Genomic DNA, 17,483 nt, shown 5'->3' with positions numbered 1-17,483 from the left:
CCACGGTCCCAATGGGTTTGAGCGGTTGAAATGCCGGGGCGTTCACGGCATTGAAGGGGAACCCAGCAAGATGGTCAATCTCAATGAATCGCCTGTTCCACGTCCCTCTGTCACCGTTTTCCCGCAAAGTGCGCCTGTCTCTTGCGGAAAAGAAGATCGAGGTCGATCTGGTCGAAGAACGCTATTGGGAGCAAGACCCGGATTTCCTGCGCCGTAACCCGGCGGGCAAGGTGCCGGTGCTGCGGTTTGGCGCGCTGACCCTGAGCGACTCTGTGGCGATTTGCGAATATCTGGAAGAGGTGCACCCAGATCCGGCCCTGATGCCATCCGACCCCGAAGGACGATACGAGGTGCGCCGTCTGGTCGCCTGGTTCGATGACAAGTTCCACAAGGAAGTCACCAACAAGCTGCTGTATGAGCGGGTGAACAAAAAGGTGATGGGGCTGGGCTATCCCGACAGCACCAACATCAAGGCGGGCGCAAAGGCGATCAAATTTCACCTGGATTACATGGCCTGGCTGCTGGAACAACGCCGCTGGCTGGCGGGTGACGTGATGACATTGGCCGATTTCGCCGCCGCGGCCCATCTTTCCTGTCTCGATTACATTTCAGACGTGGATTGGAACCGCAGCGAAGCGGTGAAGGATTGGTACGCCAAGATCAAATCGCGCCCGGCGTTCCGGTCGATTCTGGCGGATCAGATTTCCGGGTTCCTGCCGCCGGTTCATTATGCCGATCTGGATTTTTGACCGGACAACGCCATGAGTGAGGCCCTGAAACGCGCGCTCGTGGCCGAGGCATTGTCCGACGGGTTTGTCTCGGTCGGGGTTTGCCGCCCCGATGCCACCCCCCAGACGGCTGAACGGCTAAGCCAATTCGTGGCGGATGGGCGGCACGGACAAATGGCATGGATGGGCGAAAGGATGGGCTGGCGCGGCGATGCCTCGGCCCTCTGGCCCGAAGCGCGTTCCGTGGTGATGCTGGCCGAAAGTTATGCCCCCGGGCGCGATCCGCTGGCGGTGCTGGAACAACGCGACAGGGGCGCGGTTTCGGTTTATGCCCAAGGGCGCGATTACCATGACATCGTGAAAAAGCGGCTGAAACGGGTGGCGCGCTGGCTGTTGGAAACGGTGCAAAAAGGCGGCTATCGCGACCGGGAAAGCGGCAAGTGGATGCCGCTTGCGGTTGCGGCCGAAAACCCCGCCGTGAAGGTGTTTGTCGACACGGCGCCGGTGATGGAAAAACCCCTGGCCCAAGCCGCAGGGCTGGGGTGGCAGGGAAAGCACACCAACCTTCTCAGCCGGGACTTTGGCAATTGGGTGTTTCTGGGCGCGATCTTTACCACGCTTGACCTGCCCGTTGATCCGCCCGAGCCCGAGCACTGTGGTTCCTGCACCGCCTGCCTGGATATTTGCCCCACCGACGCCTTCATCGCGCCATTTCAACTGGATGCGCGGCGGTGCATTTCGTATCTGACGATCGAACACGCCGGGCCGGTGGATGAAGAACTTCGCGCGCGCATGGGCAACCGGATTTACGGCTGCGATGATTGTCTGGCGGTTTGTCCGTGGAACAAGTTTGCAGTTGCGGCATCGGATATGCGATACCACGGAGACGGTGATTTACAGGCGCCGCACCTGGCCGAACTGGCCGTGCTGGATGATGCGGCATTTCGCGCATTGTTTTCCGGCAGCCCGGTGAAAAGGATCGGACGCAACCGGTTCGTGCGCAATGTGTGTTATGCCATCGGCAATTCGGGCAATCCGGCGTTGTCGGATGTTGCGGCAAAGTTGACCGGCGACAAAGATGCAACCGTGGCCGACGCGGCACGCTGGGCCGTGGCGCGGTTGGCAGGGGAATAGGGCGGAAACAGTGCTGGGGCGCAGCTTACTTCACAAGGCCGCGGTAGGAATCGAGCGGGCGATCGACCGGGCCATGCGGCGCGAGGGCGCGCGCCCCGTGCTGGACGGGTATCACGGGTTTGCCACGCCGGACCGGTTGATCCTGCGCGGCCGGGTTCTGACCGCGCTGCGCCGCGATGCCCCCCTGCCCGATCAGGGCAAATGGGCCAACCTGCGCCAGATGGTTTCGCTGTTCCTCACCGATGAAGTGGCCGGCGTCAGCGTGCGCGCCGCTGACATCACCGGGCTGAGCGACGGTGAGGGATACGTCTGGCTGGAAATTCCGCGCGAAGGGCAGGGACCGGGCTGGCACGAGATCGAGGTGATGATCGACGGCGACCCGGAATCGGCCACCCTGTTCGATGCGATGGTGCCATCGCGCAACGCCCGGATCGGGGTGATTTCCGACATCGACGACACAATGCTGCGGACCGGCGCCCACACCCTGATGCGCAATCTGTGGACCACGTTCACCGGCTCGGCCCGGACGCGAAAGGTGTTTCCCGATGCAGTGGTTCTGATGGATCATCTGCACGCCCACGGGGACAATCCGGTGTTTTACGTCAGCTCCAGCCCGTGGAACCTGCATTATTTCCTGAGCAAGGTGTTTGCCCGCGCCGGTCTGGTGGCCGGGCCGATGTTTCTGCGCGATATGGGGGTGGGTGAAAATCACTTTCTGTCGCCCAGCCATGGGGCGCACAAAGGCGATGCCATTGATCGCATTCTGGCCGCGAACCCCGATCTGCCCTTTGTTTTGCTGGGCGATACCGGGCAGAACGACGTTGAAATCTATCACGCGGTTTGCGAACGGACAGGCGGGCAGATCGCCGCCGTGGTGCTGCGCGAAACCGGAGCCGGGCCAAACGACGAACAGCGCCGCCATATTGCCGCGATCCGGGCCATGGGGGTGGTCGTTCATTCGGGGCCTGATTTCACCGGGGCCGCCGAGGCGCTGGAACGCGGCGGAATCACCGTTTGAATTCGCACTGTTGTCAGGGGGCCGGGTGTAATACCCCTATGGCAACCTTACCTGGAGTCACCGATGCCTTCGCAGTTCCGCGCCATCCTGTTCAAGCTCGGGTCTGTTGGCATTCTCGTTTGCATGTCGGCGATGATCAAATACGCAAGCGATGAGGTGCCACCGGGACAGGCAGTGTTTTTCCGGTCATTCTTTGCCATTCCGGTGATCCTGGTCTGGCTGACCCTGCGCAAGGAACTGCGCACCGGATTGCGCACCAAGGTGGCCATCGGCCATGTCTGGCGCGGGCTGGTGGGGACCATGGCGATGGGGCTTCTTTTTGCCGGGCTGGCGTATCTTCCTCTGGCCGAGGCGCAGGCAATTCAATATCTGGCACCGCTGCTGGTGGTCATCTTTGCCGCGATGTTTCTGGGCGAACAGGTGCGGGTGTTTCGCCTGACGGCTGTGGCGATGGGGATGGCCGGGGTTCTGATCGTGCTGTCGCCGCGCCTGACCGCGGTAAAGGAGGGCGGCCTGGGCGAGACCGAAGCCTTGGGCGCGATGCTGCTTCTGATGTCGGCGGTTTTTGCGGCGCTGGCACAGGTGTTCGTGCGCAAACTGGTGACGACGGAACAAACCAGCGCGATCGTGTTCTGGTTCTCGATCACGGCATCTGTTTTATCACTGCTGACACTGCCATACGGCTGGGTGATGCCCCGCTGGCCCATTCTGGCCCTGCTGGTGGGGGCCGGATTTCTGGGCGGGTTCGGGCAGATCCTGCTGACCACATCCTATCGGCTGGCTGATGTGTCGGTGGTGGCGCCGTTCGATTACGCATCCATGCTGCTGTCTGTCGCCATCGGCTATTGGATCTTTTCCGAAGTGCCGACCCTGACCATGCTGGCCGGCGTCGCTTTGGTGATCGCCGCCGGCGTGCTGATCATCTGGCGCGAACGCCAATTGGGGCTGGAACGGAACAAGGACCGCAAGGTGATGACCCCGCAGGGGTGATGACAGTATCATGAGCACTCTTGGGGTTGTACTTTTCCTATTAAATTGTTTTTTTAGAGGGGTTTGCGAAACCGCTGGAAACGCGGTCGATGTGTTCATAGAGATCATCGGAAACCGAGCGCCAAAGCGGGTCCAGAATGATCTTTACGCCTTCACGTCTAGCAAGCTTCGCGGCAGGTACAAAATCGGCATCACCTGCTACCAATATTATTGTGTCGGCTTGCTGCTTGAGCGTTATCGACGCAATGTCGAGGCCAATTCGCATATCGACCGCCTTTTGCCTTAAGCCGGGGGCAAAATCGGCGTCCGTCAGATCGTCAACTGACATCGTTCTGGCTAAGAGTTGCTTTTGTGGCTTCTCTTTTAACACCCAACTACGCTCTTTGCGCACTTCGCCCAGCCTAACAGCCGTATTGGCGCGGCGGCGTAATGCATCAAAAAGACCAAGACGAAATTTCGCTTCGTCCGTCCGGGCATAATCTATTGCTTTGCGAGATACTGGATACTCACCTTTGTTGAGGTATGGCTTCGCGTCGTAATAGAAAACCCGGTAGAGAAGTGAGCGAGCATGCGGAGCGCGAACAATCTTATTTTGCGCCTTAAGATGGGTGGCAACAAGCCTTGAAATCGCGTTTGCAACTGCTGTTGGATCAGAATGGTTCAAGGCAGGGCATACTGTTGGCAGCCGTTTCAGCAGGAAGCCGCCATCAATCAAAATTGCAATCTTGTTCATTCAGTCCCAAAAAAAGATAAGCCCCAAGGGATCGGCCCGCATCAAGATCGCTAGGACGCGGGCTTACTGCCAAGGGGCGAATGACACATAATATGAATCCTATCGCTTTCAAAATCAAGTCGGAATTTTGTTAAGTTTTAAGCACGCACAAGCTTCTCATAGCCTTCGGCGATCTCGCGCGTCATGGCGCCGACTTCAAAGTTGTAGTCGCCGATCTGGCCCACGGGGGTCACTTCGGCGGCGGTGCCGGTCAGCCAGCATTGTTCAAACCCTTCCAGTTCCTCGGGCATGATGTGGCGTTCATGCACCTTGATCTGACGATCGCTCAACATGCCGATCACGGTCTGGCGGGTGATGCCGTTGAGAAAACAATCGGGGTCGGGGGTGTGGACTTCACCATCCTTGACGAAAAAGATGTTGGCGCCCGTCGCCTCGGCCACATAGCCGCGATAATCGAACATCATCGCGTCGCTGCACCCTTTCGCCTCGGCGGCGTGTTTGGCCATGGTGCAGATCATGTAGAGGCCCGCCGCCTTGGCGTGGCTGGGGGCGGTTTCCGGGCTGGGGCGCTTCCATTTGGCAATATCAAGCCTGGCACCCTTCATCTTGGCATCGCCATAATAATTGCCCCATTCCCAGGCCGCCACGGCCATGCGCACCGGGTTGCGCAGGGATGCAACGCCCATGTCTTCGCCCGCGCCGCGCCATGCAAGGGCACGCACATACCCATCAGTCAGCCCGTTGGCGGCCAGAACGGCAACTTTGGCGGCTTCGATTTCATCCACCGTGTAAGGGATTTCGAAATCAAGACAATTTGCCGAATACCGGAGCCGTTCCGAATGCCGGCGGCTTTCGAAAATCTTGCCGCCGTAACACCGTTCGCCCTCAAACACCGAACTGGCATAGTGCAGCCCGTGGGTCAGAAGGTGCACGTTGGCATCGCGCCAGGGCACCAGGGCGCCGTCCATCCAGATCATTCCGTCCCGGTCATCATATGCGCCTGCCATGGCTGCGGCTCCTGCTTCTTGCGCCCGCAAAGGGGCGCGATTTATGAAAGTTGCGCGAAATAGGTCCGATACGGATGTTAAATTGCGCAGAATGCGAAGACTCGCTAACAGTTGGGGGTTGGAATGTCAATAAGGCTGACATAACCTGTGATGCAGCAATGGGCATAACGATGCAGGAGACAGCAATGGGCGAACAAAGGCCGGGGGCGAATCCCTGCTTTTCCTGACCGACGAACAGCTCCGGCGGGGGATCGAGGCGATGTTTTTCGCCTATCGCGGTTTCACCGCCGACCCTGACCGCATTCTGGCCGATCACGGCTATGGCCGTGCCCATCACCGCGCGGTGCATTTCATCAACCGCGCCCACGGAACGACGGTGAATAACTTGTTGGGCATTCTTGGTGTTACAAAGCAGTCTCTTAACCGTGTGTTGCGTACTCTGGTCGAGGATGGTCTGGTAGAGAGCAGAGTGGGACAACGCGACAAAAGGGAGCGGCATTTGTATCTGACCGAAAGCGGCAAGACCCTGGAACGCGCCCTGTCCGAGGCCCAGCGGCGCCGGATGCGCGCGGCCTATCGCGTGGCTGGTCCCGATGCCGTGACCGGGTTTCGTCAGGTGCTTGAGGCGATGATGGACCCCGAACAACAGCGCCATTATGCAGCGCGGTCAGACGAACGGACATGAGCAGCGTCAATGACATTCACCTGCTGATTGTCGATGACGACGAGCGGATTCGCGCGCTGTTGCAGAAATTCCTGATCCGTAACGGGTTTTTCGTGTCGGCCGCGCGGGATGCGGCCCATGCGCGGCGCCTGTTGCAAGGGTTGGATTTTGATCTGATCGTGCTGGATGTGATGATGCCGGGCGAAGACGGCATCGCCTTTACCACCGCATTGCGCGAAACCCTGACCGTGCCGATCCTGCTGCTGACCGCCCGGGGCGACACGGGTGACAGGATCACCGGGCTTGAGGCGGGGGCCGACGATTATCTGGCCAAACCGTTTGAACCCAAGGAACTGCTGTTGCGGATCAACGCTATCCTGCGGCGGATGCCGGTTGAGCCGGGGTCGGTCAGCCTGCCCAAGGTGCTGCATCTGGGGCCGGTCCGCTATGACATCGAACGGGGCGAGATGTGGCAGGGTGATACCCTTGTCCGGCTGACGGCAACCGAAGCGCAACTGATGAAAATTTTCTCGGCCGCTGCGGGTGAAGTGATCAGCCGCACGCAGTTGGTTGATGATCTGGGCCGGGGCAATGGCGGCGCGCAGGACCGCGCCATCGACGTACAGATCACCCGTCTGCGCCGCAAGATCGAGGCAGACCCCAAACAACCCCGCTATCTTCAGACGGTGCGCGGTGCGGGATATTTGCTGGCCACTGACTGAAACTTCGCCCATCTTCGGGTCAGCAACGATGGGGGCGGAATGATTTATTTCTCACATGACGATGGTTTGGCCCATGTGACTCCGCCGGGCCACCCGGAACAGGTGGCCCGGCTGGCATCCGTAGGTGCGGCACTGGCCGATATGGATCTGGATCGCCGCCCTGCGCCGATTTGTGCCGACGCCGAGATTTTGCGCTGTCACCCCCAGAGCCACCTTGACCATATCACCACCTCGGTTCCGGTTGAGGGATGGAGCGCGCTGGATGCCGACACCTCGCTTTCACCGGGCAGTTTGCGCGCGGCGCGCCGTGCTGTCGGGGGCTGTGTGGCGGCGGTCGATGCCGTGCTGGGCGGCGCGGCGAAAGCTGCCTTTGTGGGGTGCCGCCCGCCCGGTCATCACGCTGAACGCGAAACGGCCATGGGGTTTTGCCTGTTCGGCAATGTTGCCATCGCCGCAAAGCGGGCGCTGGATCATCACGGGCTGGCCCGGGTCGCGGTGGTGGATTTCGACGTGCATCACGGCAATGGCACGCAAGATCTGTTGTGGGACGAGGCCCGCACGCTGTTCATTTCCTCGCATCAGATGCCACTTTACCCCGGAAGCGGCGCCAGCGCCGAACGCGGCGCCCATGACAATGTGCTGAACCTGCCCCTTGCGACGGGCAGTGACGGGGCCGAAATGCGCCGGGTGTATGAGGATGTGGCCTTTCCGGCATTGCGGGCCTTTCGCCCTGAATTGATCCTGATTTCTGCCGGGTTCGATGCCCATGCCGCCGATCCGCTGGCCGGTCTGAACTGGCAAACCGAGGATTTCGGCTGGATCACTGGGCGGTTGTGCGACATGGCTGATGAACTGTGCGATGGGCGCATCGTCTCGACACTGGAAGGCGGTTATGATTTGCAGGCGCTGGGTGCGTCGGTGGCGGCCCATGTGGCGGTTTTGAAGGAGCGGAGCGCATGAGCGAGCAACCAGTGGCGGAAATGACATTCGAACAGGCGATGGCCGAGCTGGAACAGGTAGTGGGCCAGTTGGAATCGGGCAATGTGCCGCTTGAACAATCCATCGCCCTGTACGAACGCGGCGCGGCATTGAAGGCCCGCTGCGAGGCCAAGCTGAAAGAAGCGGAAGAAAAGGTTGCGGCCATCACGCTGGACCGTGACGGCACCCCCACCGGAACGGCGGCGTTCGACGAAAAGTGAGCGGATTTCAGACACGTCTGGCCGAAAGCGCCACAGCGGTACAGGCCTGTCTTGACAGTGCCATGGCCGTTCTGGGCGATCTGTCGGTGGCGCAGGGCATGCGCTGGGCCTGTCGCGGGGGCAAGCGGCTGCGCGGGTTTCTGGTGACAGAGGGCGCCGCGCTGCATGATCTGCCGCTGGCCCGGTCGGTGCAGGCGGCGGCGGCGATCGAGGCGCTGCACGCATATTCTCTGGTCCATGACGATCTGCCCTGCATGGATGATGACGATCTGCGCCGGGGCCAGCCCACGGTCCATGTCAAATGGGACGAGGCGACGGCGGTTCTGGTTGGCGATGCCTTGCATTGTCTGGCATTTGAGATGCTGTCGGACCCCGCCTGCCATGGGGATGCATCGGTGCGCAGTGCCCTGACGCTGTCACTTGCGCGGGCCGCCGGGGCGCGGGGCATGGTGCTGGGCCAGGCGCTGGATATCGCCGCCGAAACGGCGCAGGTGCCGCTGACCCTGACACAGATCACCGGGTTGCAGGCGGGCAAGACCGGCGCGCTGATCCGTTGGTCGGGCGAAGCCGGGGCCATTCTCGCCGGGGCTGATCCCGCGCCGCTGGCGGATTATGCCACCGCGCTGGGGCTGGCGTTTCAGATTGCCGACGATCTGTTGGATGTCACCGGCGATGCCACGGCAGCGGGCAAGGCATTGGGCAAGGATGCGGCAGCGGGCAAGGCCACCTTTGTTTCCCTTCTGGGGGTCGACGGGGCGCAGGCACGGGCGCGCACCCTGATTGATGAGGCCTGCGCGGCGCTGGACGGTTACGGCACCGCCGCTGACCCATTGCGCCAATGCGCGCGATTTGTCATTGAGCGGGATCGCTAACACCCGCTTGCGCGGCAAACTGGCACTTTCCCCAGACGCTGAGCGGTTTATGCTGGGATGCGGAGGATATTGAGATGACCGAGAAACCTGCCACCCCCCTGCTGGACCGTATTGCCGGCCCTGCCGATCTGCACGGCATGAACGATGGCGAGCTGAAACGGCTGGCCACGGAATTGCGCGCCGATGTGATTCACGCGGTGTCGCAAACCGGCGGGCATCTGGGTGCGGGCCTTGGGGTGGTTGAACTGACCGTTGCGTTGCACGCGGTGTTCGATACCCCGCGTGACCGGCTGATCTGGGACGTGTCGCATCAGTCGTATCCCCACAAGGTGCTGACCGGGCGGCGCGACCGGATGAACACCCTGCGCCAGAAAGGCGGGCTAAGCGGGTTCACCAAACGCAGCGAATCGCCGTTCGATCCGTTCGGCGCGGCCCATTCCAGCACCTCGATTTCCGCCGCCCTCGGGTTTGCCGTGGCGCGCGATCTGGGCGGCGCGCCCGAACACGGGCTGGGCGATGCCATCGCGGTGATCGGGGACGGCGCCATGAGCGCGGGCATGGCCTATGAGGCGATGAACAACGCCGGGCATCTGGGCAAACGGCTGATCGTGATCCTGAACGACAACGAAATGAGCATCGCCCCCCCGTGGGCGCCATGAGCGCCTATCTGTCGCGGCTGTATGCCGGGGCGCCGTTTCAGGAATTCAAGGCGCTGGCCAAGGGCGCGGTATCATTCCTGCCGCCGCCGTTTCAGGAAGGCGCGCGCCGGGCCAAGGAATTGGTCAAGGGCATGACCGTGGGCGGCACCCTGTTCGAGGAACTGGGGTTTTCCTATATCGGCCCGATTGACGGCCATGACCTTGATCAGATTCTGCCGATCCTGCGCACGGTAAAATCCCGCGCGACGGGGCCGGTTCTGATTCACGCGATCACCCAAAAGGGCAAAGGATACGCCCCCGCCGAACGCGCCGCCGACAAGGGCCATGCGTTGGGCAAGTTCGACGTGCTGACCGGCGCACAGGCCAAGGCCAAAAGCAACGCGCCCAGCTATACGTCGGTCTTTGCCAAGGCGCTTTTGGCCCATGCCGCGACCGACGACAAGGTGGTCGCCGTCACCGCCGCCATGCCCGATGGTACCGGATTGAACCTGTTTGCCGAACGTTACCCCAGCCGGTGTTTCGACGTGGGTATCGCCGAACAACACGGCGTGACGTTCAGCGCCGCCCTGGCTGCGGGCGGGATGAAACCGTTTTGCGCCATGTATTCGACGTTCCTGCAACGGGGGTACGATCAGGTGGTGCATGACGTGGCGATCCAGCGCTTGCCGGTCCGCTTTGCCATTGACCGTGCGGGGTTGGTCGGCGCTGACGGGGCCACCCATGCGGGGGCGTTTGATGTGGCATACCTGTCCAATCTGCCCGGGTTCACCGTAATGGCCGCCGCCGACGAGGCCGAGCTGATGCATATGGTTGCCACCGCCGTGGCACACGACGATGGCCCTATCGCGTTCCGCTTTCCGCGTGGCGAAGGGGTGGGCGTGGAATTGCCCGCCAAGGGGGTGCCGCTGGAAATCGGCAAGGGGCGGATGGTGCGCAAAGGGTCAGGTGTGGCGATCCTGTCATTCGGCACCCGCCTGTCCGAGGTTGAAACCGCCTGCGAGGCACTGTCGGCCCGGGGCATCACCCCCACCGTGGCGGATGCGCGGTTTGCCAAACCGCTGGACCGCGACCTGATCCTGCAACTGGCCCGCGATCACGACGCATTGATCACCATCGAAGAGGGCGCAATCGGCGGTTTCGGATCGCACGTGGCGCAACTTCTGGCCGAAGAAGGCGTGTTCGATACCGGGTTGAAATACCGCTCCATGGTCCTGCCCGATATCTTCATCGACCAGGCGTCACCGGCCGACATGTACGCAGTGGCCGGTCTGAACGCCTCGGATATTGAGGCAAAGGTGCTGAGCGTGATGGGCGTGGGCCAGATCGGCAAGCGGGCGTAAAGGCACCCCGCGCCGCATTGCCAACGATGTCAGGACGACGGAAAGGCTTTGCCCGCCGGGATTTGCGCGAAGGAGGCTCGGAATGTTGCAACAGATTGCCTTTGATCCCGAATTCCCCCGCTTCCGACCCATGTGGCGCCTTTGGCCGCGGCGGCGCGGGCGCGGGCGGCGGTTTTGGGTGATCCGGGCAATCCGGCGCGGATCGGCGGGTTTGAGATGACTGACCCGCGCATCGGCTGGGGCATCGTCACATCCTTGCGCACGCAGGTGAAAACCCGCGACAATGGCTTTTGCGAATGGGGCGCCGGGATCGGGCTGATCACCTGTTTGGCGGGGCTGGCCGGGTGGAACGCTCGGGGAATCGAACTTGAACCTGCCCTGGTGGCCGAAGGGCGGGCCATGGCGCAAGAACAGCGGATCAACGTGGATCTGACCGTGGGCAGCTATAAACCCGCAGGCTTTTTTGACCGCCCAGCACAGGACAGCGATCAGCCCGCCGCACCGGGGTTGTTCGACGGGGCGGTTACTTTTGTCTATGGCTGGCCCGCCGAATTGGATGCCGTGCTGCGCTTTTTCGGGCGCGGGGCGGCACCCGGCGCGGTTTTACTGCTTTATCGTGGCGGGCTGAACATGAGCCTTTGGCGTCAGGACGGGGCCTCATCCTGCAACAACGCGGCAAGACCGCTGCGATAATCCAGGTATTTCAGGGTGATCCCGAGGTCCGATTTGATCCGGTCATTGCGCACCCGTTTGGATTCGGCGTAGAAACTGCGCGCCATGGGGGTAAGATCGGCCCTGTCGAAATCCACCGCCGGAGGGAGCGGCAGGCCAAGCAAAGTCGCGGCATGGGCAATCACGTCTTCGGGCGGGGCCGGATCGTCATCGCAAAGATTATAGACCGCGCCGGGATCGGGGCGCGCCATAGACGCCGCCAGAACCCGGGCAATGTCGGTCACATGGATGCGTGAAAACACCTGCCCCGGCTTGATGATCCGCCGCGCCGTGCCTGCGCGCACCTTGGCAAAAGGGCCGCGCCCGGGGCCATAGATACCCGCCAACCGAAAGATGTGCAGCGGCAGGCCGGAACTCTGCGCCAGAGATTGCCACTCCGCCTCGGCCTTTACGCGCAACATGCCCCGGCGGGTAGAGGGGGCCAAAGGCGTGGTTTCATCCACCCAACCGCCCTGATGATCGCCATAAACGCCCGTGGTCGAAAGATAGCCGACCCAGCGCAGATGCCCGGCCTTTGCAATCTGTTCGGACAACAGGTTCAGGGCCGGATCACCGGCATCCGTCGGGCCAGCGGAAACCAACAGATGTGTGGCGCGGGCCAGGGCGGGGGCCACATCGGCCCCGGGCCAGACCAGTGGCGTGACGCCGCTGGCGGCCAGATGCGCGCCCTTTTCGGCGCTGCGCGTGGTTCCGGTGATCTGCCACCCCTGGGGCAGCAGATGCGCGGCCAGTTCCCGGGCGCAATACCCGTGGCCAAGGCTGAGAAGGTGCTGTGTCATATGCGCAGAATTGCCGTTTTTCGCGTGAAAGGGCAAGGCAGGTCAGCCGTGAACCGGCTGTTCCAGCCACGCGGGACATCCATTCCGAAGCCGGCCCTGCACGGCGGCGGTTGCGCAATCCGCCAGACTCGCGAAACGCACGGTGCGGCCAGACAGGCCGGGGGCATAATGGGCGTATTTGCCCGAGTTGGTCACCAGATTTTGCGCGGTTGGCGGAAACACCGGTTCAGAGATCGAACACCAGCACAGATCCTGCACGATCCGCACCCCGGCGCGTTCCAACGTTGACAACAGCCCTTCGTCGCGGGCCTCGTCAAAGGTTGCGCGGCTCAGGGTGACGATGGTTGTCGTTGTCGCGGTGCAGGTCCGTCCCGCCATCAACCCGGCAAGACGGCGGGTTTCGCCAAGGGAAAAATGCGGGCTGCCCAGCGCAACCAGATCAATCTGTTCAGGGCCAGTGTTAAGCTGCGTCCAGGCGCTGGCAAGCGTTGCGCGGCCCACCCGGAGCTGTTTCATGCCGGTTTGTGCCGGTTTATTCCCCTCAGGCGTCACTCCGCGAATATGCAGCATCGGCGCCGCCGAGGTGGTGCCGAATGCAGCACAAAGCGCCTTGAGATCATCGGTGCCGATCCCAGCGTCTTCAAGACCTTCCAAAAGGGAATCCGGTCGGGCGCCTGCTGTCCCACGACCCAGCCGATCAGTGGCCAGATCGCATCGTCATAGGTTTCTGGCAAATCGATCGCGATACGCACCTGCGCGCGGCGATTTTCGGCAAGGTACACGCCCGAATGCGGGGCACGGCCCGTCAGGGCGACAAAAAGATCAAAGAAATCAGGGTGTTTGACGCTGCGCGCGCCCAGCACGCTGTTGGCATAGATCACCGCGTTGGATTCCGACCATCCGATATCTTCGCCCTTTTGCGGGCGGTCGCTGGCAAGGTAGGGCGCGCAGGTGAATGTCGGGCGCGCCCCCATTTTCACATAAGCCTCTGCCAGGCGGCTTGCCGGTTCGCCAAAGGTGGGTGGCACCCCCTGACCACGCCAATTGTCCTGATCGACGGAAATCGCGTTCATTGTCGTTGGCACCTGCACCCGCGCGCCCATGTTCAGCATGGTTTCGGCAAAGATCAGATTGGCCCGGCCCGCATAGATGCAGCCGTCGATATGGGCGCGGGTGATGTCGGTCAGCCGTGTCGCCCCCTGAACCACGCCCATGGTGAAAATCGCCTCCATCGCCAGCTTGGCCGCCTCGCCCTGCGCGCCCCCGATTATCGCCTGATCATTCGGTGACAATGTCAGAACGCTCTGGTCAAGCGCGCTTAACTCCAGCGTCATACCGTCGGCGATGATACGATCTCCGGTGATCTGCGCGTCGTGTTTCGTGGCCAGAAGATCATAGTTTTCGCGCGACAACCGCAGCACGGCAATCGGCCGATCAAACATGCGGGCGGCAATGAAAGCGCCGAGCGTCAGGATGTCTTCGGGTTCGTGAAACACCAGGGCGCCCGGCGCATTGCCGTTCAGTGCCAGTTCCAGCAACACGCCGCTGCCCGAACAAGAGCCACGGCTGGTGGGCATCATCACGATACGCCCGGCCATGGAAACGCCGTGCTGCGGATGGTGCGCATCCTGAATGGTGCCGGTTTGCGCATCGACACCGCCCCAAAAGCTAAGCCCCTCGGAACACACGAGAACCGGCCCGCTGGCAGACCCCGAAACGATAATCCGGTCCATGAAACATCCTTTCCCCAAGCACCGCAGGCCGGGCATCAGACCACCCATCAGGCCCCTTTGGCGCGCGATGAGGCATCCAGTTTGCCCTTGCCTAATCTTGCATACATGATGTACGCAAGATTAGGCAAGGTGAGTCGCACTTTTGCACGCAGTCTTGGGAGGCCACGAAATCACAATCGAAAAGCAGGCCAAACCCTATGAACGCGGAACCGCAGCCGGTGAAATCTATAACATCCTGCGCGATGAGATCCTGACACTGACACTGGAGCCCGGTTCTCCGCTGGATGAGGTCAGCCTGTCCAAACGGTTCGCCGTGTCGCGTTCACCGATCCGCGAGGCGCTGAACCGGTTGTCGTCCTCACAGCTTGCCAAAACGCTGCCCAACCGTTCCACCATCGTCGCGCCCGTGGATCTGAGAAATTTCCCCGATTTCATTCAGGCGCTGGATATACAGCAACGGTTGGCGACCCGGCTGGCGGCAAGGAACCGGCGAGATTCGGATATCCCCCGGCTGCGTCATCTTGCCGATGCCTTCAACCACAATATCGAACGGCCCAACGCGCTTGAGATCATGCAGGCGAACTTTGCCTTTCATGTTGGCGTGGCCGAAGCGGGCGGCAATCCGTATGTAATCCGCCAGTACCGCGAACTTTTGTCAGAAGCGCGCAGGTTGCTGCATATCCATGTGCGGTTTCTGGAATCCCAGAACCGCAAATATGTTCTGCGCGATCAGCACCACGATTTTGTCGATGCGATCGAGGCCCGCGATGTCGAGGCGGCAGATGCCATCGCCCATGCCCATTCCATGCAGTTCCATGATCGTTTCCTGAAAGCGCTGAAACATACGCCCGACAGTGGCTTTGATCTCGGCAATCCGCCGGCTGCCAAACACGTGAAAGCGGAATAGGATGCGCCACATAGCCCGCATTTCACTGTTTTCCCATGTCAATGATCTGGGCGGAACCCTGTGGAACCCGGCCATCCGGTGGACAGAGAAACACGCGGTTTTTGTCGTTATCGAAGATGATCTGGGCAACGTCGGTCTGGGCGAATGCTGGTGCTTTGATGCCGCGCCCGCCACCCTGCTGACCTTTCTGCAAACCGAAGTCGTGCCGCATTTCGAAGGGCAAAACCTCGGCGCCGTTGACGGTGTTGCGCAGGGGTTGATTGACCGCGCCACACTGACCGCGCGCCATGGTATCCTGAGTTCGGCGCTATCGGGGATCGATCTGGCGGTGTGGGATTTGCGCAGCCGCCAGACCGCTGTGCCCCTTTGGCAATGCCTGAACCCGAACGGCAGCGGCACCGCGATGCTTTATGCCAGCGGCGGCCTTTATGGTCAGGGCAAGACAACCGGAGATCTGGCCGATGAAATGGCCGGTTTCGCCGCGCAGGGGTTTCGCCTGAGCAAGATGAAGATCGGCGGTCTTTCCATCGATGAGGATATAGCCCGCGTCAGGGCCGCCCTGGCCGCGATTCCGCCGCAGGCGCGACTGATCATCGACGGCGTCTATTCCTATACCGCGCGCGAGGCACGTCAGATCTATGAGGCCCTGCCAGAGGGGCGGATCGAGGCATTTCAATCCCCCACCAAGGCGTCGGATATTGACGGCATGGCCGAACTTTCGCGCGCCGCCGTGCCGGTGATGGCGCTTGAGGCGGAATACCGCACCGAAATGCACCGTATGCTGGTCGAAACGTGCGGGATCGCCTTTTTGCAGACCGCGCCCATTGCCAGCGGCGGCGCCACAGGCGTGCGCCGGCTGGCCACGCTTTGCAAAGGCACCGAAACCCGGCTGTCGCTTGAGGTTTCGTCAACCGGCGTCGCGTTCATGGCGGCCTGCCATATCGCCGCCGCCGAACACCGCGTCGCGCATGTGGAATATCACACCGTGCATCAGGTTTTCTTTCGGGAGTTCGGGTTGGACCCGCTCGGGTTTGACCCCGAACATTTCGCCCTGCCGCGCACCCCCGGCCTGGGTGTTTCGCTGCCCGAACACGGCACGAAGGCAGCCAATCGGACGAGCGCGCCTATCACGCTCCAAGAACCGCAAAAGCGGCCATGACCTTACCCAACAACCGACGGAGAGACAGATGACCAACACCTTTATCAGATTGGTGGGTGCTGCCGCGCTTGCCCTTTCGGGGGCCAGTGCCGCCAGCGCGCAAGACGCAAACCTGCTCGACACCATAAAAGAGCGCGGCAGCCTGCTTTGCACCGGGCACAACGGCAGCTATCTCGGGTTTGCCGAAGTTGATGCCGAAGGCGCATGGCAGGGCTTTGACATCGAATTCTGCAAGGCGCTGGCAACGGCCATTCTGGGCAGCCCGGACAAGCTTCAGATCATTCCAGTCAGTTTTGCCCAGCGGTTTCCCGCGCTGCAATCCGGCGATGTGGATGTTATCGTCAAAGTGACCGGCTGGACCCAATCGCGCGATACTGACCTTGGCTTGCAATTCTCGCGCCCCTATTTCATCGGGCCGTTCTATACGATGGCCAAAACCGAACTGGGCGCCGAAACCATCGCCGATCTTGATGGCGGCGTGTTCTGTGTCAACGCGGGCACCACCGTCGAACGGGTGCTGGCGGATTACATGGAAACCAACGGTGTTTCATATGAACCGCTGGCCTTTGAAAAGGGCGAGGAACTGCGGGCTGCATTTTACAACGGGCGCTGCGATGCGATTGCCGGGTTCGGCCCGTTCCTGTCGGCCACGCGCGTGAATGCCCCCGACCCGGAGGCGTTCACCATTCTTGGCGACGTGATGAAGCTGGAACCCGAGGGCATCGTGGTGCGTCAGGGGCAGGACGATTTCCTTGATGTCATCAACTGGACCGTCAGCATCCTGCTGATGGCCGAAGAGAACGGAATCACCGCCGCCAATGTCGATGAGATGAAGGCAAACCCACCATCGCCAACCATCGAACGGATGTTGGGCGTGACCCCCGGCGTGGGCGAGCGCATGGGGCTGAGCGACGACTGGGCCTACAATGTGATCAAGGCCGTCGGCAATTATGGCGAAATCTATGATCGCACCGTTGGCGATGGATCACGCTACAAGCTCCCGCGCGGGCTGAACAACCTCTGGAACAAGGGCGGCATCCTGTACCCGCTGATTCTGGACTAAACACAGCCAAAGAACCGCCCCCCGGGGCGGTTCTTTGCATTGTT

General features: G+C 61.5%; 16 protein-coding genes and 2 pseudogenes. 14 read left to right on the top strand and 4 right to left on the bottom strand.

Annotated features, from left to right (window positions below):
• The first annotated feature begins 83 nt into the window (after positions 1 to 83).
• The 4 genes from fzlA to AC0L7P_RS03550 all read left to right on the top strand — a co-directional run bounded on the left by fzlA (position 84) and on the right by AC0L7P_RS03550 (position 3,870).
• The gene (gene fzlA, locus AC0L7P_RS03565) at positions 84 to 749 is read left to right on the top strand and encodes an FtsZ-binding protein FzlA (RefSeq protein ID WP_473434524.1); all 666 of its coding nucleotides are present in this window, start codon (positions 84 to 86) and stop codon (positions 747 to 749) included.
• A 12-nt stretch (positions 750 to 761) separates the two neighbouring features.
• On the top strand, positions 762 to 1,862 hold the full coding sequence (gene queG / locus AC0L7P_RS03560; RefSeq protein ID WP_473434523.1) for a tRNA epoxyqueuosine(34) reductase QueG: 1,101 nt from the start codon (positions 762 to 764) through the stop codon (positions 1,860 to 1,862).
• A 10-nt stretch (positions 1,863 to 1,872) separates the two neighbouring features.
• Positions 1,873 to 2,880 (top strand): App1 family protein, encoded by a 1,008-nt coding sequence (locus AC0L7P_RS03555; RefSeq protein WP_473434522.1) that lies wholly within the window; start codon positions 1,873 to 1,875, stop codon positions 2,878 to 2,880.
• Between the two features lie 63 nt (positions 2,881 to 2,943).
• Positions 2,944 to 3,870, top strand: coding sequence for a DMT family transporter (locus AC0L7P_RS03550; protein ID WP_473434521.1), 927 nt, complete (start codon positions 2,944 to 2,946; stop codon positions 3,868 to 3,870).
• 40 nt (positions 3,871 to 3,910) lie between these two features.
• Here AC0L7P_RS03550 and AC0L7P_RS03545 read toward each other — a convergent pair whose 3' ends face one another.
• Both AC0L7P_RS03545 and AC0L7P_RS03540 read right to left on the bottom strand, forming a co-directional pair.
• Positions 3,911 to 4,603, bottom strand: a complete 693-nt coding sequence (locus tag AC0L7P_RS03545; RefSeq protein WP_473434520.1) for an NYN domain-containing protein — start codon at positions 4,601 to 4,603, stop codon at positions 3,911 to 3,913.
• A 137-nt stretch (positions 4,604 to 4,740) separates the two neighbouring features.
• Positions 4,741 to 5,610, bottom strand: coding sequence for a branched-chain amino acid aminotransferase (locus AC0L7P_RS03540; RefSeq protein WP_473434519.1), 870 nt, complete (start codon positions 5,608 to 5,610; stop codon positions 4,741 to 4,743).
• A gap of 259 nt (positions 5,611 to 5,869) precedes the next feature.
• Here AC0L7P_RS03540 and AC0L7P_RS03535 point away from each other — a divergent pair, with 259 nt between their 5' ends.
• The 7 genes and pseudogenes from AC0L7P_RS03535 (at position 5,870) to AC0L7P_RS03505 (ending at position 11,759) form a co-directional block, all read left to right on the top strand.
• Positions 5,870 to 6,295, top strand: a complete 426-nt coding sequence (locus AC0L7P_RS03535) for a MarR family winged helix-turn-helix transcriptional regulator (protein ID WP_473434518.1) — start codon at positions 5,870 to 5,872, stop codon at positions 6,293 to 6,295.
• Positions 6,292 to 6,996 (top strand): response regulator, encoded by a 705-nt coding sequence (locus AC0L7P_RS03530; RefSeq protein ID WP_473434517.1) that lies wholly within the window; start codon positions 6,292 to 6,294, stop codon positions 6,994 to 6,996. The genes AC0L7P_RS03535 and AC0L7P_RS03530 overlap by 4 nt, the downstream gene beginning before the upstream one ends.
• Positions 6,997 to 7,035: 39 nt before the next feature.
• Positions 7,036 to 7,956: a histone deacetylase family protein gene (locus tag AC0L7P_RS03525; RefSeq protein WP_473434516.1), complete on the top strand. Its 921-nt coding sequence runs from the start codon at positions 7,036 to 7,038 to the stop codon at positions 7,954 to 7,956.
• On the top strand, positions 7,953 to 8,195 hold the full coding sequence (locus AC0L7P_RS03520; RefSeq protein ID WP_473434515.1) for an exodeoxyribonuclease VII small subunit: 243 nt from the start codon (positions 7,953 to 7,955) through the stop codon (positions 8,193 to 8,195). The genes AC0L7P_RS03525 and AC0L7P_RS03520 overlap by 4 nt, the downstream gene beginning before the upstream one ends.
• Positions 8,196 to 8,257: 62 nt before the next feature.
• The gene (locus tag AC0L7P_RS03515) at positions 8,258 to 9,067 is read left to right on the top strand and encodes a polyprenyl synthetase family protein (RefSeq protein WP_473435533.1); all 810 of its coding nucleotides are present in this window, start codon (positions 8,258 to 8,260) and stop codon (positions 9,065 to 9,067) included.
• Positions 9,068 to 9,141: 74 nt separating this feature from the next.
• A pseudogene (dxs, locus tag AC0L7P_RS03510) lies at positions 9,142 to 11,066 on the top strand (1-deoxy-D-xylulose-5-phosphate synthase).
• 141 nt (positions 11,067 to 11,207) lie between these two features.
• Entirely contained in the window at positions 11,208 to 11,759 is a 552-nt protein-coding gene (locus tag AC0L7P_RS03505; RefSeq protein ID WP_473434514.1) for a class I SAM-dependent methyltransferase, read from the top strand.
• On the opposite strand, the gene AC0L7P_RS03500 is transcribed toward AC0L7P_RS03505, so the two are convergent.
• Complete coding sequence (locus AC0L7P_RS03500) at positions 11,711 to 12,577, bottom strand: SDR family oxidoreductase (protein WP_473434513.1); 867 nt, start codon at positions 12,575 to 12,577, stop codon at positions 11,711 to 11,713. The two genes, AC0L7P_RS03505 and AC0L7P_RS03500, sit on opposite strands and share 49 nt — an antisense overlap.
• A 42-nt stretch (positions 12,578 to 12,619) precedes the next feature.
• A pseudogene (lhpI, locus tag AC0L7P_RS03495) lies at positions 12,620 to 14,310 on the bottom strand (cis-3-hydroxy-L-proline dehydratase).
• 142 nt (positions 14,311 to 14,452) lie between these two features.
• Between lhpI and AC0L7P_RS03490 the strand changes: the two are divergent.
• From AC0L7P_RS03490 to AC0L7P_RS03480, 3 genes are read left to right on the top strand one after another with little or no spacing between them, the layout of a single operon-like run.
• Positions 14,453 to 15,217 (top strand): GntR family transcriptional regulator, encoded by a 765-nt coding sequence (locus AC0L7P_RS03490; protein ID WP_473434512.1) that lies wholly within the window; start codon positions 14,453 to 14,455, stop codon positions 15,215 to 15,217.
• 1 nt (position 15,218) lies between these two features.
• Positions 15,219 to 16,376, top strand: a complete 1,158-nt coding sequence (locus tag AC0L7P_RS03485) for an enolase C-terminal domain-like protein (RefSeq protein ID WP_473434511.1) — start codon at positions 15,219 to 15,221, stop codon at positions 16,374 to 16,376.
• Positions 16,377 to 16,404: 28 nt separating this feature from the next.
• Positions 16,405 to 17,439, top strand: a complete 1,035-nt coding sequence (locus tag AC0L7P_RS03480) for a transporter substrate-binding domain-containing protein (RefSeq protein WP_473434510.1) — start codon at positions 16,405 to 16,407, stop codon at positions 17,437 to 17,439.
• Positions 17,440 to 17,483: the final 44 nt, after the last annotated feature.

Source organism: Oceaniglobus sp. K40-3 (assembly GCF_055808395.1).
The sequence above is the reverse complement of the archived record's forward strand: the minus strand, read 5'-3'. Positions and strand labels throughout refer to the sequence as shown.